We start from the raw sequence: 25,258 nt of genomic DNA, 5'->3' as shown, positions 1-25,258 counted from the left end.
ACGCTATAATTTAACTATATTGATAGTAAAGGATGTAAACATGAGTAAGAAAAAAATTGAACAAAGCGTATACCGTCATGCTACGGAATTGTTAGAGGAAAAGGGTTTCATCAGCCCCGTTGATCTCTTAGTGAAAATGGAAAGGCTCACACACAAACAAGTAGAAGATTGGCGGTTAAAGAGAATTCCCTATCTGGAACGAGTAATCGTTGGAAATCTAGGAAAACTCAATCATGCACTACACATGTTAAAGAGATTCGCAATGGAACATAACCTGAAAGCCTCCATTACAGTTTATAATTCTTGGGGGAAGGGACCGAAGAAAAAACTACGATTCTCTAAAACGGGCAATTCTCATATGGAAGAGTTGTATTCGACGCATTACGTCGAATCGAATAGCAAAAAAATATAAAGGAGATACACGCTATGGATGTAGGAAGAAACGCTCCCTGCCCATGTGGAAGTGGAAAAAAGTATAAAAAGTGTTGTATTCATAAACAGGAAGATGTCACTAAGAGTCCAATAGTCGCTTCAAACTATCGATGGACAGAGGAAGATGTAAACAATTTGGATTCAGATGCTATTATGGATCATCTAACGGGATTTGGTATCCCAATAACTGAGGATGAATTTAAACAAGAAATAAGTAATGTAAAATCGGTTGACGACTTACTAAGAGAATGGGAGAAACGATATCGTTTAAATAGTAACGATCCTATGATTGATTTTGCTTTCTTAGCGATCAAAGTGTTAGCTGCTCGATTAGCACCAACTCATCCGTTACTAGAACAGATAGATGATTTGATGCAAGAGGGCTATGATGATGAACAGTTCAATCAGGAAGAACGAGCTGTCGAAAAATGGATGGAAGTATGGCAGAAAACACTACAATGGATAGAAGACAAGCAGTTAACTGATATTAGAGAATTGGATCGTATAACTAGTCCACTGATAATTCAATTTTACAGCAACTGGGTTCAAGATTTTGAAATGGCTCTAGCAAATGCAGGAAGATATGATACGAAATACAAGAACCTGAGAAAGAATTTTACAAATGAATTTTTGGAAAAATTCCCTGACTCTGATTCATCAATGATCCGTAATATGACTGTAGCAAAAGGAGAAGCATTATTTGGCTTAGGGGAATACGAGGAATCTAACCTTGTTTTCGAAAATCATATCCAAGAGGATCCAAATAATCCTTGGACTTACATTCGGTGGGGTGATTTATATAATCACGAAATGCGTTCCAAAAAACCGGACAAGGAACGTGCCATTTTTTTATATAAAAAAGCAATTGAAAATGCTTCGGATAAGTATGATCGAATAGAGGCGGAAGATCGATTGTATGAATTAACTGCCGATTGATTTTAAGGCGATAACGTGGCAGCAGCTAGACAATATAAAGGAATCATGGTTGGGAGTATATGGTTTTCTAACTGGAAATGGACCGGCGTTATTTGCCCGGTCTTTTTAAGTAGCAGTTGTTATTATAATTATAATGCGACATATGTACCATTTAGCAGGTTTAGCTACCTGCTTCTTATTATTAATTCTATAATAACGTATTGAAGATATACTATACAAACGCCGCGAATAGATAAGTGTTACAAAAAGGGCCTGTCACCAGACCCTCTAATAATTTAATCCAGTTGCAAGCGCTCTGCATAGTCATATGAAATTATCTTGTTTAATTCCGTGTACTTCCAACCATCTTCTTCATGGGAGAATTCACTTATCTTTCCTGACCCATATCCTTTAAAGAACTCTTTTACTTTCTGTAATACTTCAAGTTCCGAAGAATCAAACAGTTCTTCGTCAAATTCATCATTAGATTTAATTGTGATTCGTATAAAGTCTTCGTTATCCTCTTCATCAATCTCAATATATCCAGTTTCTTGTAAGGTATTAAGTAGTAAATCATATTTCAACGGTACAGGGCCATGTTTATACTTTAAGTAGCTTAATCCACTCATAGATATGAGCGAACGCTTAAAATATAAAAAATCTGAATAAAACAAGTATTTTAGCAACACAGTTTTGTTAACGCCTGACTCAGAAAAGAACAAAATCATTTGAATAACTTTATCAACAGAAAAGGAATTAAACCCCGCATCAATCGTTTGCTCATGATTATTATAGTGCCTTTTTAGAACGTCTATTAAAGTACGCTCGATTACTTCAGAATCCATGTTCTTGAATGCTTTTTCAATTTTGACTTGTTCTTTTTCTGAGAACTTATCTCGATTTAAATGATAATAGTTTTCTAGTTCTTCTGGTTTTTCTTTAAGTCTTTTTAAAATGGAAATATGTGAGGAAGACGGTACTTTACCACCTTCATACCTCACAACTGTCGCTTTGCCCCAACCAAGAATTTTTGCAAATAACTCCATTGATAATCCATATTCAGCTCTTATATTTCTTATATCTTCAAAGGTTAAGTCCATTCGATCCATATAAATTCTTTGAACTTCTTCCATAATCGCACCATCTAGCTCATCATCTGGTAATTCTGTTCCACAAATAGGGCAAGTAGCGACTTTTGCATTAACTTCAATCGTTTCTCCTTTATACTTATACATCTCGTCTTTTAAGATAATGCGTGGCTGCACTTCTTTTTGGCACACTTCGCACCATAATACCTTGCTCATCAAGGGATCTCTCCTTTTATCTCTTAACTAGACTATACTTCTCTTAACTATTCTTAACCAGACTATACAACTCTTTGCTATAATTTTCACATTAAATCAGATTTAGGTTATACAAATCCCTTTTATAAAATTAAGTTATTAGACCTTGTCAGACATTTGGTAAAGTCCAGGTGGCTATTTTTATCCCCAATCTTCATGAAAAGAAATACAAACACATCCACGGTTATCAATTTTCAATTTTATATAAGCATCGATGTCGTTTATTTTTCTTTTGAAAACCCACATATCGTTGCTATCAGGACGATCTCTGTCTGGAATTGGACCTGCATGATAATGATTTGGCGACAAACTTAGAACATATCCCCATGCTTCATCGATATTCCCAATATCCAAATCTAGCAAGGCTTGAAGATAATTTATTTGAGTTCCATCAGGTAACTCATATCCTTTTCTTTTAATAAAAACTTTACGTCCAACTGAAACCAATTTCTTTGCTTCGTATAGAAATGCTCTTACATTTTGCAAGTTGCTTCCTCTCCTTTAAAAATGAATAGTGCATCTTTTATCCCTCCGGTTCTGCGTTATTTATTGGTTTCAGTTTGATTCACGCTTTCTCAAATCTACGCTTTTCTTTTATTTTTGGTTTGCGCCTTTTGCAATTGGGTCACTTTTTCCCACTACTTTTGCGCTACATCATTATTTTTAGCGTCTCGGTTTCTCTAGCATCTTTATGTTTTTTAAGGTTAAATACGCTTTTTCCCCGGCCATTGATCCCAAAAATCGGTATCAATTAATACCATTATACCATAAACAGTATCAATTGATACCGATTTTGTATAAAAATATCATATTGTATACTTTCGTAAAAGCATCTTATTCCTTTTGTCGATAAGCGGTTTAACGATAATCATGTTTGGAATGCATTTATTTCGTTTAGGTAGCTTTTTATCATGTTTGGTTCTTCTTCATTATTTCGATATGGGTGGTGGTGCTTGATGATTAGCTGTGCAGCACTGAGTTGAGTTTTTTTAGGGGGAGCTGCGACAGCTATTGCTCATAAAGTTATGCCATGTCGCCCAATACTTTGTATAGATGCGTTTCGTAATCGACCAGTTCATACATGCCTGTCTTGTTTCCGATTGGTGTATAGCGAATATATCCAAGGTCCACAACCTGTTTTCTTGCTTTCACTATTTCCTGTTCGGATAATTTTGACTGGCGATTCAATTCATCGTCCGTGAGCTTAAATTCCCCAGGACTTCGCTTGACTACTTTTTTGGCAAACAACGCGTAACAAAATGAGACTTCTTTAGTTGAAGGCATATGTTTTTCTAACAACCAATTTGAAAATGCACTTAACTCTGGACTATAAGCCATTTTGATCACCTACCTCGCTGCTTGCAGTTGTGCAGTTCACCTGTTCCGAAATCCAAACATCGACCGCCTGCTTCGAGAATAGAATCTTGCGCCCGAACCGGATGTGCGGGAAACTCCCTTCCCGAACCAAGTCATAAATCGTGTCCGTGTGCACCCCTAAATACTTGGCTACTTCCTTCACTGTGATTGTACATCTTTCCATGTTTTTTCCTCCTTTTATTTGACTTTCATCACTATAATCGTTTGGAAGGGGGAGTTAGGTGTTTATGTTGGGTGAAAAAAGCTTGAAAATTTATCGGTGAGGTAGGAGGGAGTGGAACGCGGGGTCAGGTTCCTCGTGCCAGCAAGAACAGTATCAGACCCCACTGTCGCGTTAGCTCAGCTACTGTTGTTATAGCTCTTCTTTAAGTAATTGCAGCTTACAGTGAAGTTGTAATCTCAGCATGCTCTATTTAAAATAGACCAATAACAAATAACCACACATAGAAACAGGGAAATGCTCACTGCTCACTGCCTCCTGACACTTCTTTTCCAATCAGCAATGAGCCTTAACATAGATAAAAGTAAAAAAACGCTCAAATTGAGCGTTTTCATTTTAGTCCGACCAGCGGAAATATTTAATACCAATAATAGAAGAAACACCTAAAATACCTAACAACACCAATAGATCTATGACTGCTCCACTCGTAAATAAAGTGCCATTCCAACCGTCCCGTAACACATTGACTACATAAGTTAGTGGTACAGCGTAGGCCGCTTTCTGTAGAAATTCTGGGAACGTTTCAATCGGCAGTGTTGCACCTGACAAAAAGAACATCGGATACATTGCAACCATCGCAATGCCTAGAGCAGTTTGCATGCGTTTCGCAAGACTTGAGACAATAAAGCCAATCGCAAAAAATGTAATAGAGCAATACGTTAAAGCGATAAAAAATTCAAATGCAGAACTTGTTAATTCGGAACCGAAGCCAAACTTTGCAATTAATAATATTTCTATAGCACCGATATAGATAGCAAGAAAACCTTTTATAATAGTTGCCGTAAAAATCGCGCTTTGATTTAACGGCGTTCCTTGTAAACGTTTGTACACACCTTTTTCCCGATCTATAACAATTTGCAATCCCATTGAGAAAAATGCGGTAGTAAAAATGATAATCGAAATCATGCTTGGTATATAGGCCTGAAAATAATCGAGTCCATCATAATTATTATTTTTGAACATTAATCCAAATACGACAAAACAGGCTGCAGGTACAATGAACGTGAACATTACCGCCATTGTTTCTCTAAAAAACAGCTTCAATTCCATTTTTGTATGTGTTAATATAAAGTTCATCTGAAATCCCTCCTATTAAGAACCAACGGCCATTTGCATGTAAACGTCTTCCATTGTTCCGTCAGCGATGTTAAGCGTGCTCACTAGAACTTCTGGTTTGTCACAAGCAACCAGTTCACCCTTCTTAATGATTGCTATTCGATCACAATGTCTTTGTGCTTCATCCATGTAGTGTGTAGAAAGTAAAATGGTTTTTCCTTCTTCTCGATATCGATTAATACAAGCCCATAATTCTCGGCGTGCTTCTGGATCAAGACCGGTTGTTGGTTCATCTAGGAAGATAATCTCGGGGTCATTTATTAAAGCTAGAGCTAATGAAGTACGCTGTTGCCAACCACCTGACAGGTTTTTAACATACTTATTCAAATAAGGTTCAAGCCCTAGCATGTTAATAATCTCTTTTTGGTCACGTGTCTTTTTATAATAAGAACTGAATAATTGCAAAGCTTCTTTCACTTTGATGCGATCATACAATGCGGTTTTCTGTAATTGAATACCAATTCTCTGTTTAATTTCACTAGGTTCATCCTTTAAGTCAAAGCCAAGAATATTAACAGAACCAGCATCGGGTTTACGAAGTCCCATCATAATTTCCATTGTTGTAGATTTTCCAGCACCGTTTGCACCGATAATTCCAAATACTTCCCCTTTGTTCACCGTTAGTGAAATATCATTAACAGCTCTGACTTCACCATAACTTTTACAAATGCTCTTTAATTCAATCACACACTCGCTCAAGCCTATCCCTCTTCCCCAATTTTCAATTTGACTACTCTACTAATCTATGATAATATATCACACGCTTTTGGTAGTTTCACCATATTTTTACATCACTTGCACTTTTTAGTACTATTTTCCCAATGGAACGCGGGGTCAGTTTTCTCGTTCCAGCAGGACCTTAAACTTTTTCACATAGACCAGAACAGTAAACCTGACCCTCTGTTCCTGTCACTTATATGTGTTATAATCGTTATAACAACAATAACAAGGATGTGATCTTTTGGGACAATTTGAAAGAAAAGTTACTAAGATTGGAAATAGCTTCGGAATCACTCTTCCCATTGAATTACTCAAACAAGTAGGCTTAGCACAAGGAGATGATGTTCAAGTTGAAGTGAAGGATGGCAGGATTGTTTTGAGAAAAAAAGAAAAGGTAACGCTTCCTGAAGGAGTCGATGCAGAATTCATGGAAATATTAAATGATGTGATCAATGAGCATGACAAAGCGTTTAAAGGATTAGTGAATAGATAATGGATGATGTTATATATCTTACAACTAACCAAATCATTGCTATTAACACTGTACAAATCCGTTTATATTCCCCTGATGAACCGTTAGGAGTAAAGGATCCAAATCTACTTGACTCCGCTATTAATCGACCAAAACAATCCGTGTTTGGTAGTGATGCTTACCCTACTATTTACGAAAAGGCTGCTGCACTTTTTGAATCAATCGCTAAGAATTATGCCTTTCACAATGCAAATAAACCAACAGCTCTAGCTTCATTAATTGTTTTCTTAAAAATAAACCATTATCGATGGACTATGGGTATCCATGAAGAGCAAGATTTTACAGTAGATATGGTAAATCATAAATACACATTCTCAGATATTGTTTCAATAATAGAATCATATTCAGAAAAACTATAAAACCATTCTTACATTAATTAAGAATGGTTTTTGTTTGGAACGCGGGGTCAGTTTTATCGTTCCAGCAGGACCTTAAGCTTTTCCACATAAACCTGAAACAGTAAAACTGACCCTCTGTTCCACTTTAAGGTTTGCTAACTGCTTTCCCATCTGGACCTTCATATTCGCGGCCCCATCCTGTGATTACAGAGAATAATAGAACAAGGAACAGAATCATACAATAAATTAAACCGCTACTGATTTCTGTTAATAAGAGTGGTTCAACAAAATCATAACCTTGTGTAAGTAAAGTACCGATGAAGACAAATACACTTAGAAACGGGACGACTAGCACAATCGAATTTGCAAAACCATCCAATAGATTCGCACGACGGTATGGATGCAGACCGACACGTTTGCCAATTTCATTCTGTACCTTTCCAAATGTAGCCATCGATGCACTAGTTACACCACCGAATATCAAAGTTGTGAATGAAATACCTAACATCATTGCAATTTCTGCACCCCGGACCGATTTGCACAACTTACTATTTAGGATGCCACTTGTTACTTTTTCAAGCACACCCGCACCAGAAACTACACCCATGATCCCATAGACAGCAAGTACTAATATTACTGTGCCCATCATACTGCTAACACCTGCCGATAAGTATCCTGCGGGAACACCATCTACAACAGAAATAATATCGTCAAACGTCAACAGGTTAAATACTAAACCTGTAATCGTTCCTAAAACAAGCCCAACCGTAATCGCTATATAAATATTACGGAACTTGATTGCAACGATTAACATAATCGCTACTGGAATGAGCATCACCAAGGTCACTGGGTTCGTATTTTCAGCAAGAATATCCGATGCGTTCCCACTGAGCGTTCCAGCGCCGCCAAAAATCCAAAACAAAATAAAAGTGATAACACCTGCGATGATGGAATACTTGAATCGCGAGGCAACAACGCCGCCCAATTCAGCAACACCCTTCTTCTTTGTGTACGCTTGCGTTCCTGCAGAGATAATCGTCGTATCCGAAATAGGTGCTAAGTTATCCCCGAATATTGCACCACTAACAATTGCACCTGCAAGGAGAGCAGGATCGCATCCTAATAATACACCCGCTGGATAAAAAATTGGAAAACAGGTAAACATCGTTCCAATCGATGATCCAGTAGCCGTTGCAATGATACACACGGCTAAAAATGTTAATGCGGTGAACAAGCCTCCATCCACATTTAGCAGACTGGCAATCCATACAAAACCGCCGGAAATGTTCGTCGTTTTAATCAGCTGCGCAAACATCCCAATAACGAGTAGCAGCACGAGGATCGGTACAGCCTCTCTTACTCCATCGTAAACGGAATTCCAATAACGCTCATAGTTTCCTTTTTTCACAAAAATAGCACCGATGATTAAAGCAACTAAAGCGCCCATGCCAAGTGCATGCATTTCGAATGCTTTGAAAACAATAAAATATAAGACACAGAAAAACAGGAAGATCGCAACTGGGATAAACGCAATACCCCAACCACCTTTAAATTCAAGCTTTTGATTCATAGTGAACTCTCCTCATCCATAATAAATTTTTCTCTATACTAAACTTTAATACCGATCTTTCGCCATCCACATCTAGCTGAATTAAACGATCCTCAAACTTGATGTGGATGAAAATAACCGTGTATGAAATGAACTCATTTATTTCTCATTTAAATTCATTTTCATAATATTCCTAAATTTTGAACCAGCGGTACGTTCTAGCTCGAATGGCTCCCCTTCTAATATCGTAAAGTTGCCTAAAAATTGTTTAATTTCATCAATATCAGCTTGTTCGAGTTCAAAAGTAAAGATGTGAGCATTGGATTCCACATGTCTGCTATTTCTAACACCAATAATAGAAGCCCCTACACCTTCTTGACTTAATATATATTTTGTAGCGATATGCGCAATATTGACAGCATACTTTTTAGCCATTCTCTCAAGCAATAACAACAATTGTTGATATCCATCCCAGCCTAAGGTTTCTTCCATTACCTGCAAATATTTAACCTGTGAACGATTATCAGGATCAATCTTTTCCTTGCCGATCCATTTTTCAGCGAGTAGCCCACCTGATAATGTACCATAGCATAATAAATGGATCCCTTTACTTTTACAGTATGGTAATAATTCTTTTTCTACACGACGATCAAAAACCGAGTATTGATTTTGAATAGATACGATCGGTACTCCCGCATCCACAATTTCGGATAAATGCTTCGTATCAAAGTTTGTAAGCGCGATATTACGAATCTTTCCTTTTTCTTTCAGTTTCAACAGATCATAAGCTGTCTCCACAAACCCGGGCACGCTGTAATCCCACCAATGAAACTGGACAAGATCCAATACATCGCGTTTTTGACGCTTAAGGCTTCGATCAATTATTTTTTCGGTGTAACTGTAATCTACCTTATCGAGCAAATTTATATCTGGTACATACTTTGTATGAATTTGAATATCATGCGGCGAAAGGGTACTCCCTGATTTTAGTTCTGTTAAAAATTCTCCAAGTAATTCTTCCGTGCCCGTATAGATATCTGCACAATCAAATGTAGTAAAGCCTTTTTCAGCAAGCATATGAAAAGCCTTCATCACATCTTTCATATCTAGTTCAGTTTTTAAGCTATGTCCTTCTGATAATTGCCAGCATCCGTTAATCACTCTACTAATTGTATAGTCTTTTGCTAGTTCAAATCTTTCTACCATTATTCCGTAGCCCCTTTATGTATAGGTTCGATTGTACAATCTGCATGACTGAATTCTTTTGTCTTTGTTCTAGTAATCTTAAATCTTGCCCCACAGTTTGGATCCGGACAGGCAATGAGACTATCAGACAACATCCAATCATTCTTATGTAGCATCCGCTGTTTTGCAGGAAGCAATGGTAATATTGCACTTAACGCATACATCGAAAAGGCATTATGTTCTGGAAAGATAAGATCCTCTCCTTCCACTAAGAAATAGGAACCTTCCTTATGATTGCATACCATTGGCTGATCTGTTGCGATCACCTCTACTTTTAGGTTATAAAGTGTAAATTTATCATCCATGGAACTACCTCCTTATTAATAATTAACATCAACATTTTTAATAATTCCGAAAATTATACTTCTCACTAAAAAATTACTACGTAAAACTTTACATGCTAACTCCCAAATTGGTCCCTATTGTAATTGTTCCACTTGGTTGTTCACCCGAGAAAATAACTGACTTTTTGCCATTTGTACCCACATCAAGTTGTAAAAGGTCAACTAAATACTCCTCCAAAACTTTTTTCAGGAAAAATAAAAAAAATCCAATCGCCTCTTAAAAAGGGACGATTGGACCGCGGTACCACCCATATTTATTTAATATTTTTATCACATATTAAATCACTCTATAACGTATTAAATCATACGTGATCCATTTGTAACGTGTGGATTTACACGTCAACTCCTACTTGGTGACTTTCGGGTTGCTGCTCAAGAGCCCATTCAATATTTATTCCACACTGGTTCTCACCAACCACCAGCTCTCTGAAGCTTCCTAAATATTTACTCTTCTCTATCGTTGCTTTTAGATTTTATTTTATTTAAAATAATTTATCACTATTTCAATAGAAAATCAAGTCTGTGGAACGCGGGGTCAGGTTTATCGTTCCAGCAGTGCCTTAAACTTTTTCACATAGACCTGAAACAGTAAACCTGACCCTCCGTTCCACTCTTCGCACTAACTCAATCCAAATCAACATATTGCTGTGGACCATGACCTTTTTCTTCTTTTATATAAGGCATCATGCCTTGAGACTCTCCTTCTTGGAGATCGTCTACTGTCACTGTAAATGTCCACTCATCCCCGTAATCGAACAAATACATAAATTGCTGTCCTTGCCGTAAGCCAATCGAACCAATTTTGACTTCTGCTGCACTTGGCTTATCCGCATCTCCTAATGGTGCCACAACGCAATAGTCTGACCATTTGCGGCCGTCCAAAAAGAAGGAATATAGATGATCATCATAAAACTGGTAGGATTTAATAATGATATGATGCAAATCCTCCATCGTATGGCTTGCAGTTAATACCACTTTCCGCCAAACGTTCGTATCAAACGAAACTTTAAATATATATGTGCCACTTACGAAGTTACCATCATATCTAGGTAAAGAGCCTGTCAGGTCACCACCTGGAAAAAGCGGAACAAACGCTTTATAAAATTGGTCTGGTGTCTGCTTTTCATCTGTCGAATCGACTTCATCAAAGATTGGTGTACCAGGTACTGGATTCCATTCTCCGCATGTCCATCGCCGTATAGGGATATTCCATTGATACAGCTCTCGTTCATGCATTAAGATTGGAATTACTTTAGTACCAAATGTCGTTAGCGTAATTGTTTTGGCAAAATAGTAAGAGCTTACCTTATGACAATCCATTTTATCCTGGTCTGTTTCACAAATCCATAAACCCAACCATTCAAAATATAATAAAAAATAATGCCAACCAGAAATCAAGGACGCGAGCAGTGGATTGCGATCAAGCTGCAGTGAATGTTCTGCACGTTCATCGATAAGCTTGTCAAGTACGTCTGGCAGCATCATAGGTACCGATCTATAATCCGCTTGATTAGAAAGGGATAACCAATCAAGATCGACCCAGAATATTTCCAACAAAAAGCAATATTTTTCTGTCTCGGAAAGCTCCTTAAATAGATGCCACCTATCGGTTATGATCAATCCATCCTCATGTCTCAAAAGCAATTCTCCGCTTAAGGCCAAGTGAAAGAGGAAATGAATATATGGATAGTATTCTTGCTGGGAATTGTGAGTCACATCTGCTGCTTGTAAAGACAATTGTTCATTAATATATGGTAAATGCTGTTTTGCGATATATCTTTTTGTTTTCGTTAGTTTAATTTGATGCTGTTCGATATAACCGATAAATTTTTCAAAATCAATAATTAGATCAATTGGAAACGTTTGTCTGTTTCTTTTATAATCAGCGGTCTGTGGCTTCGTTGTTGTTATCGCGTTCGTAGCTTTTGTTTCTTCTTCCAAATGAACAAAAAGGCTATCAAAGGATAATTGTTGGTGTGTTTTATTATTCAATGAAGATCCTCCCTTGAGAGAAGTATTTTTACTTTATGTTAATGGAATGCGGGGTCAGGTTTATCGTTCCATAAGTGCCTTAAACTTTTCCACATAAACCTGAAACAGTAAACCTGACCCTCCGTTCCCCTGTACCCATTTATCCCTTTACTCTTAATAGGCGTAACGCATTTAAGATGACAATGACTGCAGCACCTGTATCACTCAGGACTGCCATCCAAAGTGTAAGCCATCCCGGAAATATTAGGATTAGTGCAATAAATTTTACGATTAATGAGAACCAAATATTTTGTTTAATGATTGCTAGAGCTTTTCTGCTAAGTTTTATTGTATGTGGTAGCTTTTCTAGGTTATCGGCCATTAAGATGATATCTGCTGTTTCCATTGCTGTATCTGTTCCTGCACCGCCCATGGCAATTCCGAGATCAGATGTGGCTAAAGCAGGAGCATCGTTTATGCCGTCCCCTACCATTGCGACTTTGTAGCCTTCTTTTTGTAATTGTTTAATTGCATCTACTTTATCTTCTGGCATTAGTTCAGCAAAATAGCGACTTACATTTGCTTCTTTCGAGATCATTTTTGCTGTACCTTCGTTATCTCCTGTTAACATTACTACTTGGTCTATGCCTACTTTTTTCAAACCGTTTAAGGCATCGACAGTTGTTTTTCGGATCGTATCTGCGACAGAGATCACACCTAATAGTTCTGTTTCTGTCCCAATGATCACAACTGTTTTACCCTGACTTTGTAATTGTTGTAATTCGTTTTGGATAAAATCCAAGGATACATCCATTTCTTCAAAAAGCTTTATATTTCCAGCGTAAAAGACAGTTCCGTCAATCGTCGCTTGCACGCCTTTTCCAGTTATACTTTTAAATAATTCACCGTCTTTAGCCTGCAGTCCTTTGTCTTTCGCATAAGCGACAACCGTCTTGGCAATCGGATGGGTAGAGTAGTCTTCTAACGTTAAAGCAATTGAGATTAATTCTTCTTCTGAGATAGATAAGGCTTTGATGTCAGAAACTTTTGGTTTTCCTTCTGTTAGTGTACCGGTTTTATCAAAAGCGATTGCTTTTATTGCACCTGCTTTTTCTAAAAACGTACCACCTTTAATTAATACACCGTTCTTTGCCGCATTTCCAATCGCTGATACAATAGCAACTGGTGTAGATATAACTAAGGCACAAGGACAGGCAACAACTAGTAACGCAAGCCCTTTATACACCCATTCACTCCAACTTCCCATACCAACTAATGGTGGAAGAACAATTACAGCTAGTGCCGCAGCAAATACAATAGGAGTATAAATACTAGCAAATTTATCAATAAACGCCTGTGTAGGAGCTCGTTGTTCTTGTGCTTCTTCAACTAAATGAATGATCTTCGAGATGGTCGTATCTTCAACCAGTTTTGTCACTTTAATTTCAATCGATCCACTTTCGTTAATGGTACCAGCGTAAACAATATCACCAGCTAGTTTATCAACCGGGATAGACTCACCTGTAATAGGAGCTTGATTCACACTCGTTTCACCTTGAATAATTTCACCGTCTAATGGAATTCTATCGCCAGGTTTAATTACCACGATTTCCCCAACTGACACGTCATAAACAGGCTTTTTAACGAGTTCAGAACCAACCTTAATCCACGCTTCTGATGGTGCAAGGTCCATTAAATTACGGATTGATTTTCTCGTTTGTTCCATCGATCTATTTTGAAGAGCAGTACCTAATGCGAATAACCAGACAACGGTTGCCCCCTCAAACCACTCTCCAATGATTGCAGCTCCAATCGCGGCAGTTGACATCAATACATTCATATCTAGAGAACGACTTTTTATAGCATAGTAAGCACTTTTTACTGGTTTATGACCAATAATAACAATAGCAATAGCATAAAGAATCGTTGAAACGATTGGGGATAATACCGTATAAGAACCAATAAAACCTAATGCAATTAAGATACCGGAAAAGGTAATTGACTTATACTCCCCTTTTGGTTTATCCGTCTCATTTGGTTTCGAATTACGTTCAAGTAAAGAAGCTTTGTAACCGATTTTAGATACTTCTGAGACAATATCCTCGACACTGTTTTCGTGTTCTACTTTCATTTTCCCAGAAGAAAAACTTACGCTTGCACTTTTAACAGCTGGCAATGTATTTATGTGTTTTTCAATACTCAGTGCACAACTTCCACAGTCCATGCCCTCGACATGATACGTTCGGACATTTTTGTTTTTTTGGATTGGTTCGGCTGTGAAACCAAGTTTCTTTACAGTTTCTTCAACATGATCAAAGGATGAACGATCTTTACCGGTGACTTGTAACTTTGCAGTGTTGTAAATTACCTTTGCTTCATGGATGCTATTTAAGCCACTTAATCCTTTCTCTATTGTTGCCGCACATGAGGGACAATCCATGCCATGAATTCTGTATTCAATTTTCTCACCTTGAGCAGTTGGTGCCTGACCCGTATCAGCCGAATCTGAGTTACTAGAACAACAGTTTGTTTGATCGTGCTCTTTATTTTTTTCACTACTGCAGCACGTAGTTCTACTTTCCGTTACTTCTTCCATTGTTGCTTGTGTCGAACAACAATCTGACTGGGTTATCGCGGCCTGACTATTACAGCAAGATGCGTTTGTTTCAGTAATCGATATTTCTTGAACGGATGGTTGATTACCGCAACATGACTCTGTTTCATTCGCTTGTGTTGTCTTTTCATTAGTCTGCATACTACAACAAGCTTCTGTATCATTCTTCGTTATTTCAGTATTATTTGAACTACAACACGTATCGGACATTTAACAATCACCGCCTCCAAGATGTTTATCACAGGAAGCAACATCATTTTCAACATCTACGAGTACTTCATCAAACATCGATAATAAATCACGAACTTGTTGATTCCGCAAACTATAATATATATATTTCCCTTCCTGTCTGCCAACAATAATTCCACATCCCTTTAAACAAGCAAGGTGCTGCGAAATGTTTGATTGATTCCCTTCTATATCCATCACAATTTGTGATACCGTTTTTTCATCGTCTTTTATACATTCAAGTATTTGAATCCGTGTTTTATGGGAAAATCCATGCAAAAACTTTACTTTTGTATCGATATCAACTTTTAACATAATTTCCCTCCTAATACATTAGATTTTACTAATATGTTATGTTATTATCATATTAGCAGTTTCTAATATGTGTGTCAAAACAGAAGGGGTGGAACGCGGGGTCAGGTGGAACGCGAGGTCAGGTTTATCGTTCCAGCAGGACCCACAGAGAACTGAAACAGTAAACCTGACCCTCCGTTCCATTCCGCTATTGCATCCGTTAGTTTAACTTACCACCAAATTCTTCAAAGAAACGTTTAACCTCACTTACAGCATGGGTCTGTAATTTAATACCATCTTTTGATACTACAACATAAAATGGATAGCCTTCCTCATTAAACGCTTCTAAGTAATCAACTGTTGTATCATCATCCCCAATACGTTGGATACCTCGATGAATACTTAATGATGACCAATTTTCATATTTCTTGTAATCCCAAATAACGTCAACCTCATCAGGAATAGGATTTTTTTCAATGAATACATGAATGGAATAACCGTCACCAGCTTTCTTTTCCCAGATATCTATTTGCTCTTCCTTAGAGACTTCTAACCCTTTAGATAGAGAACAGCTCGCCAACATAATTATGGATAAAACGGTTAATAAGATAATACCTTTTTTAAATTGCATCAAATCCCCCCCAAATAATGGAACACGGGGTCAGGCTTCTCGTTCCAGCAGGACCTCAAGTTTTTCAACATAGACCTAAAACAGCAAACCTGATCCACTGTTCCATTTCTCATTACCGGACCTTTTGTTCCATATTACCAGAAAATTGAGAGTTATTGTAACCCTAGGTTAAGTTTATCGTCTCAGCACGACCTGAAGCTTTTTCACATAAATCTGAAACAGTAAACCTGACCCCCCGTTCCCCCATTCACATCACACAGAAAACAAAAAAAACGCTCAGAGTATGCCTCTACTCTGAGCGTTTTCCTTTTAAAAACTTCTATTATTTATTCAAGTTGTAAAATGCACTTTTACCAGCGTAAACGCTAGTTCCAACAAGCTCGTCTTCGATACGTAGAAGTTGGTTGTACTTCGCTACACGGTCTGTACGAGACGGTGCACCTGTTTTGATTTGTCCAGCGTTTGTTGCAACAGCGATATCAGCGATTGTAGCATCTTCTGTTTCACCAGAACGGTGGGAGATAACTGCAGTATATCCTGCACGCTTAGCCATTTCAATTGCTTCGAAAGTTTCAGTTAGTGTACCGATTTGGTTCACTTTAACAAGGATGGAGTTACCTACACCTTGCTCAATACCTTGCTTCAGACGCTTCGTGTTTGTAACGAACAAGTCGTCACCAACAAGCTGTACGCGGTCACCGATACGATCTGTTAATAACTTGTGACCTTCCCAGTCGTTTTCATCAAGACCATCTTCAATAGAGATGATCGGGTACTTGTTGATCATTTCTTCATACCATGCAACCATTTCTTCAGAAGTACGAACAACGCCTTCACCTTTAAGGTTGTACTTACCATCTTCGTAGAACTCAGAAGATGCTACGTCCATTGCAAGCATTACTTCTTCACCTGGCTTGTAACCAGCAGCTTCGATTGCTTCGATGATTGTAGAAAGTGCTTCTTCGTTTGAACCAAGGTTCGGTGCGAAACCACCTTCATCACCTACAGCAGTGTTTAAGCCTTTACCGCTAAGCACTTTTTTCAAGCTGTGGAAGATTTCTGCACCCATACGTAATGCTTCACGGAAAGATGGTGCACCTACAGGCATGATCATGAATTCTTGAATGTCTACGTTGTTGTCAGCATGCTCTCCACCGTTAACGATGTTCATCATTGGTGTTGGAAGTGTTTTTGCATTGAAACCACCTAAGTACGCATACAATGGAACACCAAGGTATTCAGAAGCAGCATGTGCAGCAGCCATAGAAACACCAAGAATTGCGTTAGCGCCTAATTTCCCTTTGTTTTCTGTACCATCAAGCTCGATCAATAGCTCATCAATCACAACTTGACGTGTAACATCTAAACCTAGAAGTTCAGGTGCAATAACTTCGTTTACGTTTTCTACTGCTTTTAAAACGCCTTTACCAAGGTATCTTGATTTGTCACCGTCACGTAATTCAACTGCTTCGTGCTCACCAGTTGAAGCACCACTTGGTACTAAAGCTCTACCAAAAGCACCTGAGTCTGTTAAAATTTCTACTTCTATTGTTGGGTTACCACGAGAATCTAATACTTCGCGAGCATAAACGTCTGTAATATAAGGCATGGTTTCATTCTCCTTTTATATATGGTTATTTTTTAATTAATGAGATTCCAGTCATTTCTTTCGGCTTTTCAACATCTAGTAAATCTAATAAGGTTGGAGCTAAATCCCCAAGTTTTCCACCATCGCGAAGCTCAATACCATCTTTCGTTACAATCACTGGTACGGGGTTCGTTGTGTGAGCAGTCATTGGCTTATCATCCATCGTAATCACTTCATCCGAGTTACCGTGGTCTGCTGTAATAATAGCATACCCACCTTTTTCGGTTATCTTATCAACGATTTTACCAAGACACTCATCAACCGTTTCAATTGCTTTGATTGTAGGCTCAAGCATACCAGAGTGGCCAACCATATCTGGATTTGCAAAGTTTAACAAAATCGCATTTTGGTTACCTTCATCAAGTTCTTTTAATAATGCATCTGTTACTTCATAAGCACTCATTTCTGGCTGTAAATCATAGGTAGCTACCTTTGGAGAATCAATTAAGATTCGCTTTTCACCTGGAAATTCCTTTTCACGTCCGCCACTCATAAAGAAAGTAACGTGTGGATATTTCTCGGTTTCAGCAATACGTAATTGATTTAGATTATTTTGTGCTAAAACTTCTCCAACTGTGTTGTCTAAGTTTACAGGCTTATATGCAACTAAACCATCGACTGTTTCACTAAAGTTTGTCATGCATACAAAGTGAAGATCCTTTGGTGCTTTGTCGCCGCGTTCAAAATCACGAAAATCTTCATTAGCAAACGTACGTGAAATTTGAATCGCACGATCTGGTCGGAAGTTGTAAAAGATTACAGAATCTTGGTCTTCAATGGTTGCTTTTGGTGCACCAGTTTCATCTGTAATAACAGATGGTAAAACGAACTCATCATAGATACCATTTGCATAGTTATCTTCAACAATCTTGAATGGATCGGTATATTTAGGACCTTCACCATAAACCATCGCATCGTAAGCCTTTTTAACACGGTCCCAACGTTTATCACGGTCCATGCTGTAATAACGTCCGGAAATGGTTGCAAATTCACCTACGCCATAATCCGCCATTGTTTCAAGTGCTGCTCTAATGTACTTTTCAGCTGACTTTTGACCAACGTCTCTTCCGTCAAGAAAAGCGTGAACATACACTCTCTTCAGATCTTGAGCAGACGCTAATTTTAAAACAGCATATAAGTGTTCAATATGGCTGTGTACACCGCCATCTGATAATAATCCAAACACATGTAATGCTTTATCATTATCTTTCGCATGCTTCACTGCATTTTTTAACACTTGATTTTCGTAGAAGTCGCCTTCGCGAATCGATAGGTTTACTCGTGTTAAGCTTTGATAAACGATTCGACCTGCACCAATATTTAAGTGACCAACTTCTGAATTACCCATCTGACCTTCTGGAAGTCCTACCGCTTCACCGCTAGCTTGTAGCTGGTTATGCGCGTATTTGTTCCAATAGCGATCAAAGTTTGGTGTATTTGCTTGTTTGACAGCATTACCTTTCAGTTCGTCACGACACGCAAATCCATCCAAAATGATGAGCGCAGCTAGTTTATCCTGACTCATTTTGCACCAGCCTCCACAAGCTTTAAGAACGAATCAGCCTCAAGGCTTGCACCGCCGACTAATGCGCCGTCGATATCTGATTGTGAAAGTAGCTCATCAACGTTGGCAGTTTTTACACTACCGCCGTATTGAATGCGAACTGCTTCTGCAGCGTCGCTTGATACAGCTGCTGCAACAACTTGACGAATATGTGTGCATACTTCATTTGCTTGCTCTGAAGTAGCTGTCTTTCCAGTTCCAATTGCCCAAATAGGTTCATAAGCAATGATCGTTTCTTTTACTTGTGCTTCGCTTAATCCAGCTAACGCCTTTTTCACTTGATCTTCTACAAGTGTCATTGTTTCGTTGCTCTCACGTTGTTCTAACGTTTCCCCAACACAAACAATCGGTGTTAAACCATGATTGAAAGCCGCGTGTGCTTTTTTGTTTACTGTTTCATCGGTTTCAGCAAAATATTCACGACGCTCAGAGTGACCAAGTACAACGTAAGTAACACCGATATCTTTTAGCATGACTGGGCTAACTTCACCCGTGTAAGCTCCATTATCTTCAAAGTGCATATTCTGAGCAGCAACTTTTACGTCTGTGCCTGCAGCTTTGTCAACGAGTCCTGCTAAATATGGAAATGGTGCACAAACAACAGATTCTACTTTGTCATAAGATGGAACGCTATTTTTCACATCTGCAATAAACTGCTCTGCCTCTTCACGTACCTTGTTCATTTTCCAGTTACCTGCAATCACTTTCTTACGCATACGAACACCTCTCCTTTATTTATCGCTTAAAGCATCTACGCCTGGTAATACTTTACCTTCCATAAACTCTAGCGATGCGCCGCCACCAGTAGAGATATGATCCATTTGTTCCGCATAGTGGAATTTCTCTACAGCCGCTGCAGAGTCACCGCCACCGATTACTGTATAGCCAGCTGTATTCGCAAGTGCATCTGCTACAGCTTTTGTACCATTTGCAAATGCTTCTATTTCAAATACACCCATTGGACCATTCCAAATGACTAGCTTCGAATCTTTAACAATTTGGCTGTATTGCTCACGTGTTTTCGGTCCAATATCTAATGCTTCCCAATCAGCTGGAATGCTATCGATATTTACTTCTTTTTTATTCGCATCATTAGAAAAATCATCTGCAACTACTACATCAACAGGCAATAGTAAATTAACACCATTGTCTTTCGCTTTTTGCATAAATTCTTTTGCTAACTCAATTTTGTCTTCTTCTAATAGAGATTTTCCGATTTCATAGCCTTGTGCCTTAATGAAAGTATAAGCTAATCCACCACCGATAATTAAGTTGTCTACTTTATCAAGTAGATTATCGATTACACCAATTTTGTCCTTAACCTTCGCCCCACCAATAATAGCTGTGAATGGACGGTCCGGATTGGACAACGCTTTACCTAGTACTTCTAATTCTTTTTCAAGTAAGAAACCTGCTGCAGATGGTACGTGTTCAGCAATACCTGCCGTTGACGCATGAGCACGGTGTGCTGCACCAAACGCATCATTAACAAAATAATCTGCCATACTTGCAAATGCTTTTGCTAATTCAGGATCATTTTTTGTTTCGCCTGGATGGAAACGAACGTTTTCAATTAATAGAACATCGCCATTACCTAAACCAGCAATTGCTTCGTCCACTTCTGAACCAGATACTTCATCCGTTTTTGTTACTGTTTTGCCAAGTAAATCGCTAAGGCGTTTTGCAACAGCGTCTAAGCGAAGTTCTTCTACTACTGCACCTTTAGGGCGACCTAAGTGACTAGCAAGAATAACCTTAGCCCCTTGGTCAACAAGGTGTTGAATTGTTGGAAGTGCAGCTTTGATTCTTGTATCATCTGTTACTTGTCCTTCGTTCATTGGCACGTTGAAATCAACACGACAGAACACTTTTTTACCGTTAACATCTAAATCACGAATCGTTTGTTTATTCATTAAAATCTGCCTCCTTACATTCAGTTATTATGTACGTTTTTTAGACAAGATGAAAACAGGAGGAGGATAGATCCCCCTCCCATTATCTTTGTCTATTTATATCTATTATAGGCCTTGTTTTTTCAAATAAACAGCTAAATCTACACAACGAGAAGAGTAACCCATTTCGTTGTCATACCAAGATACAACTTTAACCATGTTACCTTCCATTACCATTGTAGATAATGCATCAATAGTAGAAGAATGTGGATCGCCAACATAGTCAGCAGATACTAAAGGCTCTTCACTGTAACCAAGAATACCTTTCATTTTACCTTCAGATGCTTCTTTGAATGCTGCGTTAACTTCTTCAGCAGTTACGTCTTTATCTAATTCAGCAACAAGGTCAACTAATGAACCGTCTGGAGTAGGTACACGCATTGCCATACCATTTAATTTTCCTTTTAATTCAGGAAGAACTAATGATACTGCTTTTGCAGCTCCAGTGCTTGTTGGGATAATGTTTTCTGCTGCCGCACGAGCACGACGGTAGTCTTTGTGTGGCAAATCAAGAATTTGTTGATCATTTGTGTATGAGTGTACAGTTGTCATCATACCACGCTTAAGACCGAAGCTATCATTAAGTACTTTCGCGAATGGTGCAAGACAGTTTGTTGTACAAGATGCGTTAGAAAGCACGTGGTGGCTAGCTGCATCATATTTATCTTCGTTAACACCCATTACGATTGTTAAGTCTTCTCCGTTAGCAGGAGCAGAGATAACGACTTTTTTCGCGCCAGCATCAAGGTGCTTGCTTGCGTCTTCACGCTTTGTGAAACGACCAGTAGATTCGATTACTACTTCTACACCAAGATCTCCCCAACCAAGGTTAGCAGGATCGCGCTCAGAAAGTACTTTAATTTCTTTACCAGCTACAACTAAATTAGTACCATTTACAGTAACTTCTTCTTCTAGCTTTCCGTGAACAGTATCATATTTCAACAGGTGTGCAAGCATATTAGCATCAGTTAAATCGTTAACCGCTACTACTTCCACCTCATTGTTTTTTAAAGCTTGACGAAATACGTTACGGCCAATACGACCAAATCCATTAATACCAACTTTTACAGTCATCATTTTTCCTCCTTGGATAATTAAATATATATATTAAAGGGAAAATTCCCTTATTAACTCTTTCGCTGCTGCTTCATCGGTAATCAAAATATCACTTCTACCCTGATTAAAATAGGACGTGATCGCTTTTGTTTTTGACTTACCGCCTGCGACAGCAATAACACAGTTTGTAAATTGCAGGTCCTCCATTTGCATTCCAACAGTGCGAACTTTATGGACTACCTCACCACTGTCATTAAAATAATACCCAAATGCTTCGCTCACTGCTTGTTCAGATACAAGTTTATCAATCACTTGTTCTGACGCTTTCCTACGCTTAGCCATCGTTAACGCATTTCCAATTCCATGAATGACTACATTGGATTCTCGTATTAAGTTTAATATCTCTTTTACGGATGGCTCACCAATAATCGATTGATAAGATTCCTCACTTAATGGATCTGGAACATGCAACAATCGATATTCCCCATTCGCTTTATTCGCCATCTTCGCGCAAATCGTATTTGCTTGATTTTCTACCCGTTCGCCAAGTCCTCCACGAGCAGGCACAAACATACAATCCTTTGCCTTTTCTAACGGTGTCATCATGTCAGCAACAGCAGCCATCGTTGTTCCACCTGTAACAGCAATCGTTTGATTGGAAGTAACGACAGATTTAAGATAGTGTACGCAAGCTTTTCCTAACTCTTGTTTTACCCAATCTTGCTCATCACTATTACCAGGAACGACAATTACTTGCTTCAATTGTAATGTTTCCTTAATATGCGATTCTAAAACGCTAAACCCGCTAACTTCTTTCATGAATGTAGCAAGCTGCTCTAATACTTCCCTGCCTGATAGTGTAAGGTGCATCCCTTTCGTTGTCACATAAACGAGATCATGCTTGTTAAAAAACTCAATTTCAGATCTAACGATTCTTTCTGCCATACCAATATGATCAGCTAAGCTTCGCCTACCAATTGGCTCCATCAGTTGAATATAATGCAAAATGACATATCTTCGCTGCATGATATCGAGCAAATCAGGGAATAATTTTTTTTGAAGATCAATGAGTGCTCTCATAAATTATCTCCTTCTATTTATGTTCCGGGTAGAATATGTCCCTGCTAGTCGTATTATGTCCCACAAGCAGCAAAAAAATTTCCTCTTGCAACTATTATTGTATCAGATGGTGTGTTTTACCACAACAATTTTCTACTTCTTTTTACGCTAACGCTTCAATCACCGCTGCTAAGTCAATGTTCCCATAGGTTACTTGCTTTTCATCCACTTCAATCACCGGGATCATTAACTGATATGCTTCTAATAATTGATCATCCTCATAAATATCAATTTCTTCTAGTTGAAAAGTGAATTCTGGTTGCAAGGAGAGGAGGAGGTCCTTGGCCTCCTCACATAGTGGGCACTGTTTTTTTGTATAAAACTTGATTGTTTTTATGATTGTTCATCTCCAAGGTTATATCTTATAGTACTTTTTCTGTAAGTTCTTTAAGGATTTTTCCTGATTTTTCTAGTTTAGCTTGTTCTTGTGGATTAAGTTCCAATTCTAAAATCTCACGCACACCATACTGATTGACGACAGCAGGTACACCTAAAAACACGTTATCTAATCCGTATTCCCCTTCTAGCAATGTCGACACGGTAATAATGGAGTTTTCATTATCTAGAATTGCCTTCGTTAATCTCGCTAGTCCCATACCAATTCCATAATAGGTGGCACCTTTACGCTCAATAATATGATAGGCAGCATCACGTACATTTTCAAAGATCAATTGCATATCCTTATTTTCTTCAACGTTGTCTAATTTAGCATAACGTTTTAATGGCACACCACCGATTTGCACATGACTCCAAACAGCCAATTCGGAATCACCGTGTTCACCAATAATATAAGCATGTACATTACGAGAATCGACTTGAAAATGTTCACTTAATAAATAACGGAAACGCGCAGTATCTAAGATTGTCCCAGATCCAATTACACGTTCTTTTGGCAAACCAGACACGCTTAACGTAACATGACTTAGAATGTCGACTGGATTCGTAGCCACGACGAATATTCCTTGAAAGCCAGTTTCCATAATACTCGTTACAATCGTTTTGAAGATCTTCGCATTTTTACTAACCAAATCTAAACGCGTCTCCCCTGGAGCTTGGTTCGCACCAGCAGTTATTACTACTAAATCGGCATCACTACATTCCTCATATCCACCGGAACGAATACGCATCGGAAAACCAAACGGCATCCCGTGATTTAAATCGCGCGCCTCCCCTTCTGCCTTTTCCTTATTCAAATCAACGAGTACTAATTCATTAGCAATCCCTTGATTCACTAATGAATACGCATAGCTTGAGCCAACAAATCCAGTACCAACAACGACTACTTTTCTAGACTTAGAAATACCAATTGGCAAATAAACCAACCTCCAAGATACTTTTTAAACTGATAAGTTAATTATCGCATACTACACTTAATATAGCCTAATAAGAGGGTCATACACAAAGGGATTTTAGTGAAATTAGTAGTGGAGTGAGAGCTAATATATGACCGTGAATTATGCTAAGGTTGGGCCGAGGAGCGCAGTGCGGCATAACTTCATGAAGGGTGAATTCCGTGAGTTCGTTTTCGTTGACGGACACCCCGGCGCTTATCTGTGACAAAAAAGGCATAATTAAAATTGTGCGGACACCAGTGCGCTTATTTGAGTAAAATTGATGTTGGTGTATGTTGCACTTAATAAATAAGGTCTCTGGTGGCCGCCAAACCAACATAAATGTCAAATTAAGTGAAATAAGGTCCCGTGTGGCCGCTTAAAATCTTAAGTTGCGCATTGCCACCTGCTCTCTCTCTGCATGGTGTTGGTGTTTTCTATAGCAAGGGTGCATACTCCCAGAAGTTAGCATTTCGAGGCAGCATTTATTAAAGAATTAGATTAAACTGCGGGATTTTAAATAATTTAACGAAAAAATCTATTAGAAAAGATTTACTCATAAAGATCATCTGCTTTTATTCTGTATTTTCAAAATGATGAACTATGAAAAGGATATTTAAAGCGCACACGAGCAAAATACTTCCATAAATACTCTTATCAAAAACAGTTGTTAATAAAACTCCCGCCAAGAGCATTGTCGTAAGCATTACTCTCCAAGA

Annotated in this window: 26 protein-coding genes and 1 other annotated feature; of the genes, 4 read left to right on the top strand and 22 right to left on the bottom strand. The window is 38.3% G+C overall.

Features of this window, described 5'->3' with window-relative positions:
* On the top strand, positions 1-412 hold a 412-nt coding region (locus tag ACI6MV_RS13210), incomplete at its 5' end, for a hypothetical protein (protein ID WP_407270774.1).
* A 14-nt stretch (positions 413-426) separates the two neighbouring features.
* Entirely contained in the window at positions 427-1,368 is a 942-nt protein-coding gene (locus ACI6MV_RS13205) for an SEC-C metal-binding domain-containing protein (RefSeq protein ID WP_407270773.1), read from the top strand.
* Positions 1,369-1,643: 275 nt separating this feature from the next.
* Here the strand turns inward: ACI6MV_RS13205 and ACI6MV_RS13200 are convergent, their stop codons facing one another.
* The 6 genes from ACI6MV_RS13200 to ACI6MV_RS13175 form a co-directional block, all read right to left on the bottom strand.
* The gene (locus tag ACI6MV_RS13200) at positions 1,644-2,651 is read right to left on the bottom strand and encodes a type II TA system antitoxin MqsA family protein (RefSeq protein ID WP_407270772.1); all 1,008 of its coding nucleotides are present in this window, start codon (positions 2,649-2,651) and stop codon (positions 1,644-1,646) included.
* Between the two features lie 180 nt (positions 2,652-2,831).
* Positions 2,832-3,176, bottom strand: coding sequence for a hypothetical protein (locus tag ACI6MV_RS13195; protein ID WP_407270771.1), 345 nt, complete (start codon positions 3,174-3,176; stop codon positions 2,832-2,834).
* Between the two features lie 537 nt (positions 3,177-3,713).
* Positions 3,714-4,028, bottom strand: a complete 315-nt coding sequence (locus ACI6MV_RS13190; protein WP_407270770.1) for a hypothetical protein — start codon at positions 4,026-4,028, stop codon at positions 3,714-3,716.
* Positions 4,018-4,230 (bottom strand): helix-turn-helix domain-containing protein, encoded by a 213-nt coding sequence (locus ACI6MV_RS13185; protein WP_407270769.1) that lies wholly within the window; start codon positions 4,228-4,230, stop codon positions 4,018-4,020. The genes ACI6MV_RS13190 and ACI6MV_RS13185 overlap by 11 nt, the downstream gene beginning before the upstream one ends.
* 393 nt (positions 4,231-4,623) lie before the next feature.
* Positions 4,624-5,364 carry an ABC transporter permease gene (locus ACI6MV_RS13180; RefSeq protein ID WP_407270768.1) on the bottom strand — a complete coding sequence of 247 codons (741 nt, stop codon included), beginning with the start codon at positions 5,362-5,364 and terminating at the stop codon, positions 4,624-4,626.
* A 15-nt stretch (positions 5,365-5,379) separates the two neighbouring features.
* Positions 5,380-6,102: an ABC transporter ATP-binding protein gene (locus tag ACI6MV_RS13175; protein WP_407270767.1), complete on the bottom strand. Its 723-nt coding sequence runs from the start codon at positions 6,100-6,102 to the stop codon at positions 5,380-5,382.
* Between the two features lie 262 nt (positions 6,103-6,364).
* On the opposite strand from ACI6MV_RS13175, the gene ACI6MV_RS13170 reads away from it, so the two are divergent.
* Both ACI6MV_RS13170 and ACI6MV_RS13165 read left to right on the top strand, forming a co-directional pair.
* A complete protein-coding gene (locus tag ACI6MV_RS13170; RefSeq protein WP_407270766.1) occupies positions 6,365-6,616 on the top strand; it encodes an AbrB/MazE/SpoVT family DNA-binding domain-containing protein in 252 nt (83 codons plus the stop codon).
* Positions 6,616-7,014, top strand: a complete 399-nt coding sequence (locus tag ACI6MV_RS13165) for a type II toxin-antitoxin system death-on-curing family toxin (RefSeq protein ID WP_407270765.1) — start codon at positions 6,616-6,618, stop codon at positions 7,012-7,014. The genes ACI6MV_RS13170 and ACI6MV_RS13165 overlap by 1 nt, the downstream gene beginning before the upstream one ends.
* Before the next feature lie 124 nt (positions 7,015-7,138).
* On the opposite strand, the gene ACI6MV_RS13160 is transcribed toward ACI6MV_RS13165, so the two are convergent.
* The 16 genes from ACI6MV_RS13160 to ACI6MV_RS13085 form a co-directional block, all read right to left on the bottom strand.
* Entirely contained in the window at positions 7,139-8,563 is a 1,425-nt protein-coding gene (locus tag ACI6MV_RS13160; protein WP_407270764.1) for a Na+/H+ antiporter NhaC family protein, read from the bottom strand.
* Between the two features lie 138 nt (positions 8,564-8,701).
* Positions 8,702-9,748, bottom strand: a complete 1,047-nt coding sequence (locus ACI6MV_RS13155; RefSeq protein ID WP_407270763.1) for an aldo/keto reductase — start codon at positions 9,746-9,748, stop codon at positions 8,702-8,704.
* Positions 9,748-10,092, bottom strand: coding sequence for a TIGR04076 family protein (locus ACI6MV_RS13150; protein ID WP_407270762.1), 345 nt, complete (start codon positions 10,090-10,092; stop codon positions 9,748-9,750). Before ACI6MV_RS13150 ends, ACI6MV_RS13155 begins: the two co-directional genes overlap by 1 nt.
* 88 nt (positions 10,093-10,180) lie before the next feature.
* A complete protein-coding gene (locus ACI6MV_RS13145; protein WP_407270761.1) occupies positions 10,181-10,309 on the bottom strand; it encodes a hypothetical protein in 129 nt (42 codons plus the stop codon).
* 42 nt (positions 10,310-10,351) lie between these two features.
* Positions 10,352-10,601, bottom strand: a binding site (T-box leader).
* Between the two features lie 154 nt (positions 10,602-10,755).
* Complete coding sequence (locus ACI6MV_RS13140; RefSeq protein ID WP_407270760.1) at positions 10,756-12,123, bottom strand: IS1096 element passenger TnpR family protein; 1,368 nt, start codon at positions 12,121-12,123, stop codon at positions 10,756-10,758.
* A 139-nt stretch (positions 12,124-12,262) separates the two neighbouring features.
* Positions 12,263-14,857 carry a heavy metal translocating P-type ATPase gene (locus ACI6MV_RS13135; RefSeq protein WP_407270778.1) on the bottom strand — a complete coding sequence of 865 codons (2,595 nt, stop codon included), beginning with the start codon at positions 14,855-14,857 and terminating at the stop codon, positions 12,263-12,265.
* 69 nt (positions 14,858-14,926) lie between these two features.
* A complete protein-coding gene (locus ACI6MV_RS13130) occupies positions 14,927-15,259 on the bottom strand; it encodes an ArsR/SmtB family transcription factor (RefSeq protein ID WP_407270759.1) in 333 nt (110 codons plus the stop codon).
* Positions 15,260-15,458: 199 nt separating this feature from the next.
* On the bottom strand, positions 15,459-15,869 hold the full coding sequence (locus ACI6MV_RS13125) for a hypothetical protein (RefSeq protein ID WP_407270758.1): 411 nt from the start codon (positions 15,867-15,869) through the stop codon (positions 15,459-15,461).
* A 322-nt stretch (positions 15,870-16,191) separates the two neighbouring features.
* Complete coding sequence (eno, locus tag ACI6MV_RS13120) at positions 16,192-17,478, bottom strand: phosphopyruvate hydratase (RefSeq protein WP_407270757.1); 1,287 nt, start codon at positions 17,476-17,478, stop codon at positions 16,192-16,194.
* 25 nt (positions 17,479-17,503) lie between these two features.
* Positions 17,504-19,042 (bottom strand): 2,3-bisphosphoglycerate-independent phosphoglycerate mutase, encoded by a 1,539-nt coding sequence (gene gpmI / locus ACI6MV_RS13115; protein WP_407270756.1) that lies wholly within the window; start codon positions 19,040-19,042, stop codon positions 17,504-17,506.
* The gene (gene tpiA, locus ACI6MV_RS13110) at positions 19,039-19,797 is read right to left on the bottom strand and encodes a triose-phosphate isomerase (RefSeq protein WP_407270755.1); all 759 of its coding nucleotides are present in this window, start codon (positions 19,795-19,797) and stop codon (positions 19,039-19,041) included. The genes gpmI and tpiA overlap by 4 nt, the downstream gene beginning before the upstream one ends.
* Before the next feature lie 15 nt (positions 19,798-19,812).
* Positions 19,813-20,994, bottom strand: coding sequence for a phosphoglycerate kinase (locus tag ACI6MV_RS13105; protein ID WP_407270754.1), 1,182 nt, complete (start codon positions 20,992-20,994; stop codon positions 19,813-19,815).
* A 105-nt stretch (positions 20,995-21,099) separates the two neighbouring features.
* On the bottom strand, positions 21,100-22,107 hold the full coding sequence (gene gap, locus ACI6MV_RS13100) for a type I glyceraldehyde-3-phosphate dehydrogenase (protein ID WP_407270753.1): 1,008 nt from the start codon (positions 22,105-22,107) through the stop codon (positions 21,100-21,102).
* 33 nt (positions 22,108-22,140) lie between these two features.
* Positions 22,141-23,169: a sugar-binding transcriptional regulator gene (locus ACI6MV_RS13095; protein ID WP_407270752.1), complete on the bottom strand. Its 1,029-nt coding sequence runs from the start codon at positions 23,167-23,169 to the stop codon at positions 22,141-22,143.
* A 142-nt stretch (positions 23,170-23,311) separates the two neighbouring features.
* Entirely contained in the window at positions 23,312-23,536 is a 225-nt protein-coding gene (locus tag ACI6MV_RS13090; protein ID WP_407270777.1) for a glutaredoxin family protein, read from the bottom strand.
* 34 nt (positions 23,537-23,570) lie between these two features.
* Positions 23,571-24,521, bottom strand: a complete 951-nt coding sequence (locus ACI6MV_RS13085) for an L-lactate dehydrogenase (RefSeq protein WP_407270751.1) — start codon at positions 24,519-24,521, stop codon at positions 23,571-23,573.
* Between the last annotated feature and the right edge of the window lie 737 nt (positions 24,522-25,258).

Origin of the sequence: Radiobacillus sp. PE A8.2, from assembly GCF_045635475.1 — a bacterium.
GTDB lineage: Bacteria > Bacillota > Bacilli > Bacillales > Amphibacillaceae > JBJGXI01.
The sequence above is the reverse complement of the archived record's forward strand: the minus strand, read 5'-3'. Positions and strand labels throughout refer to the sequence as shown.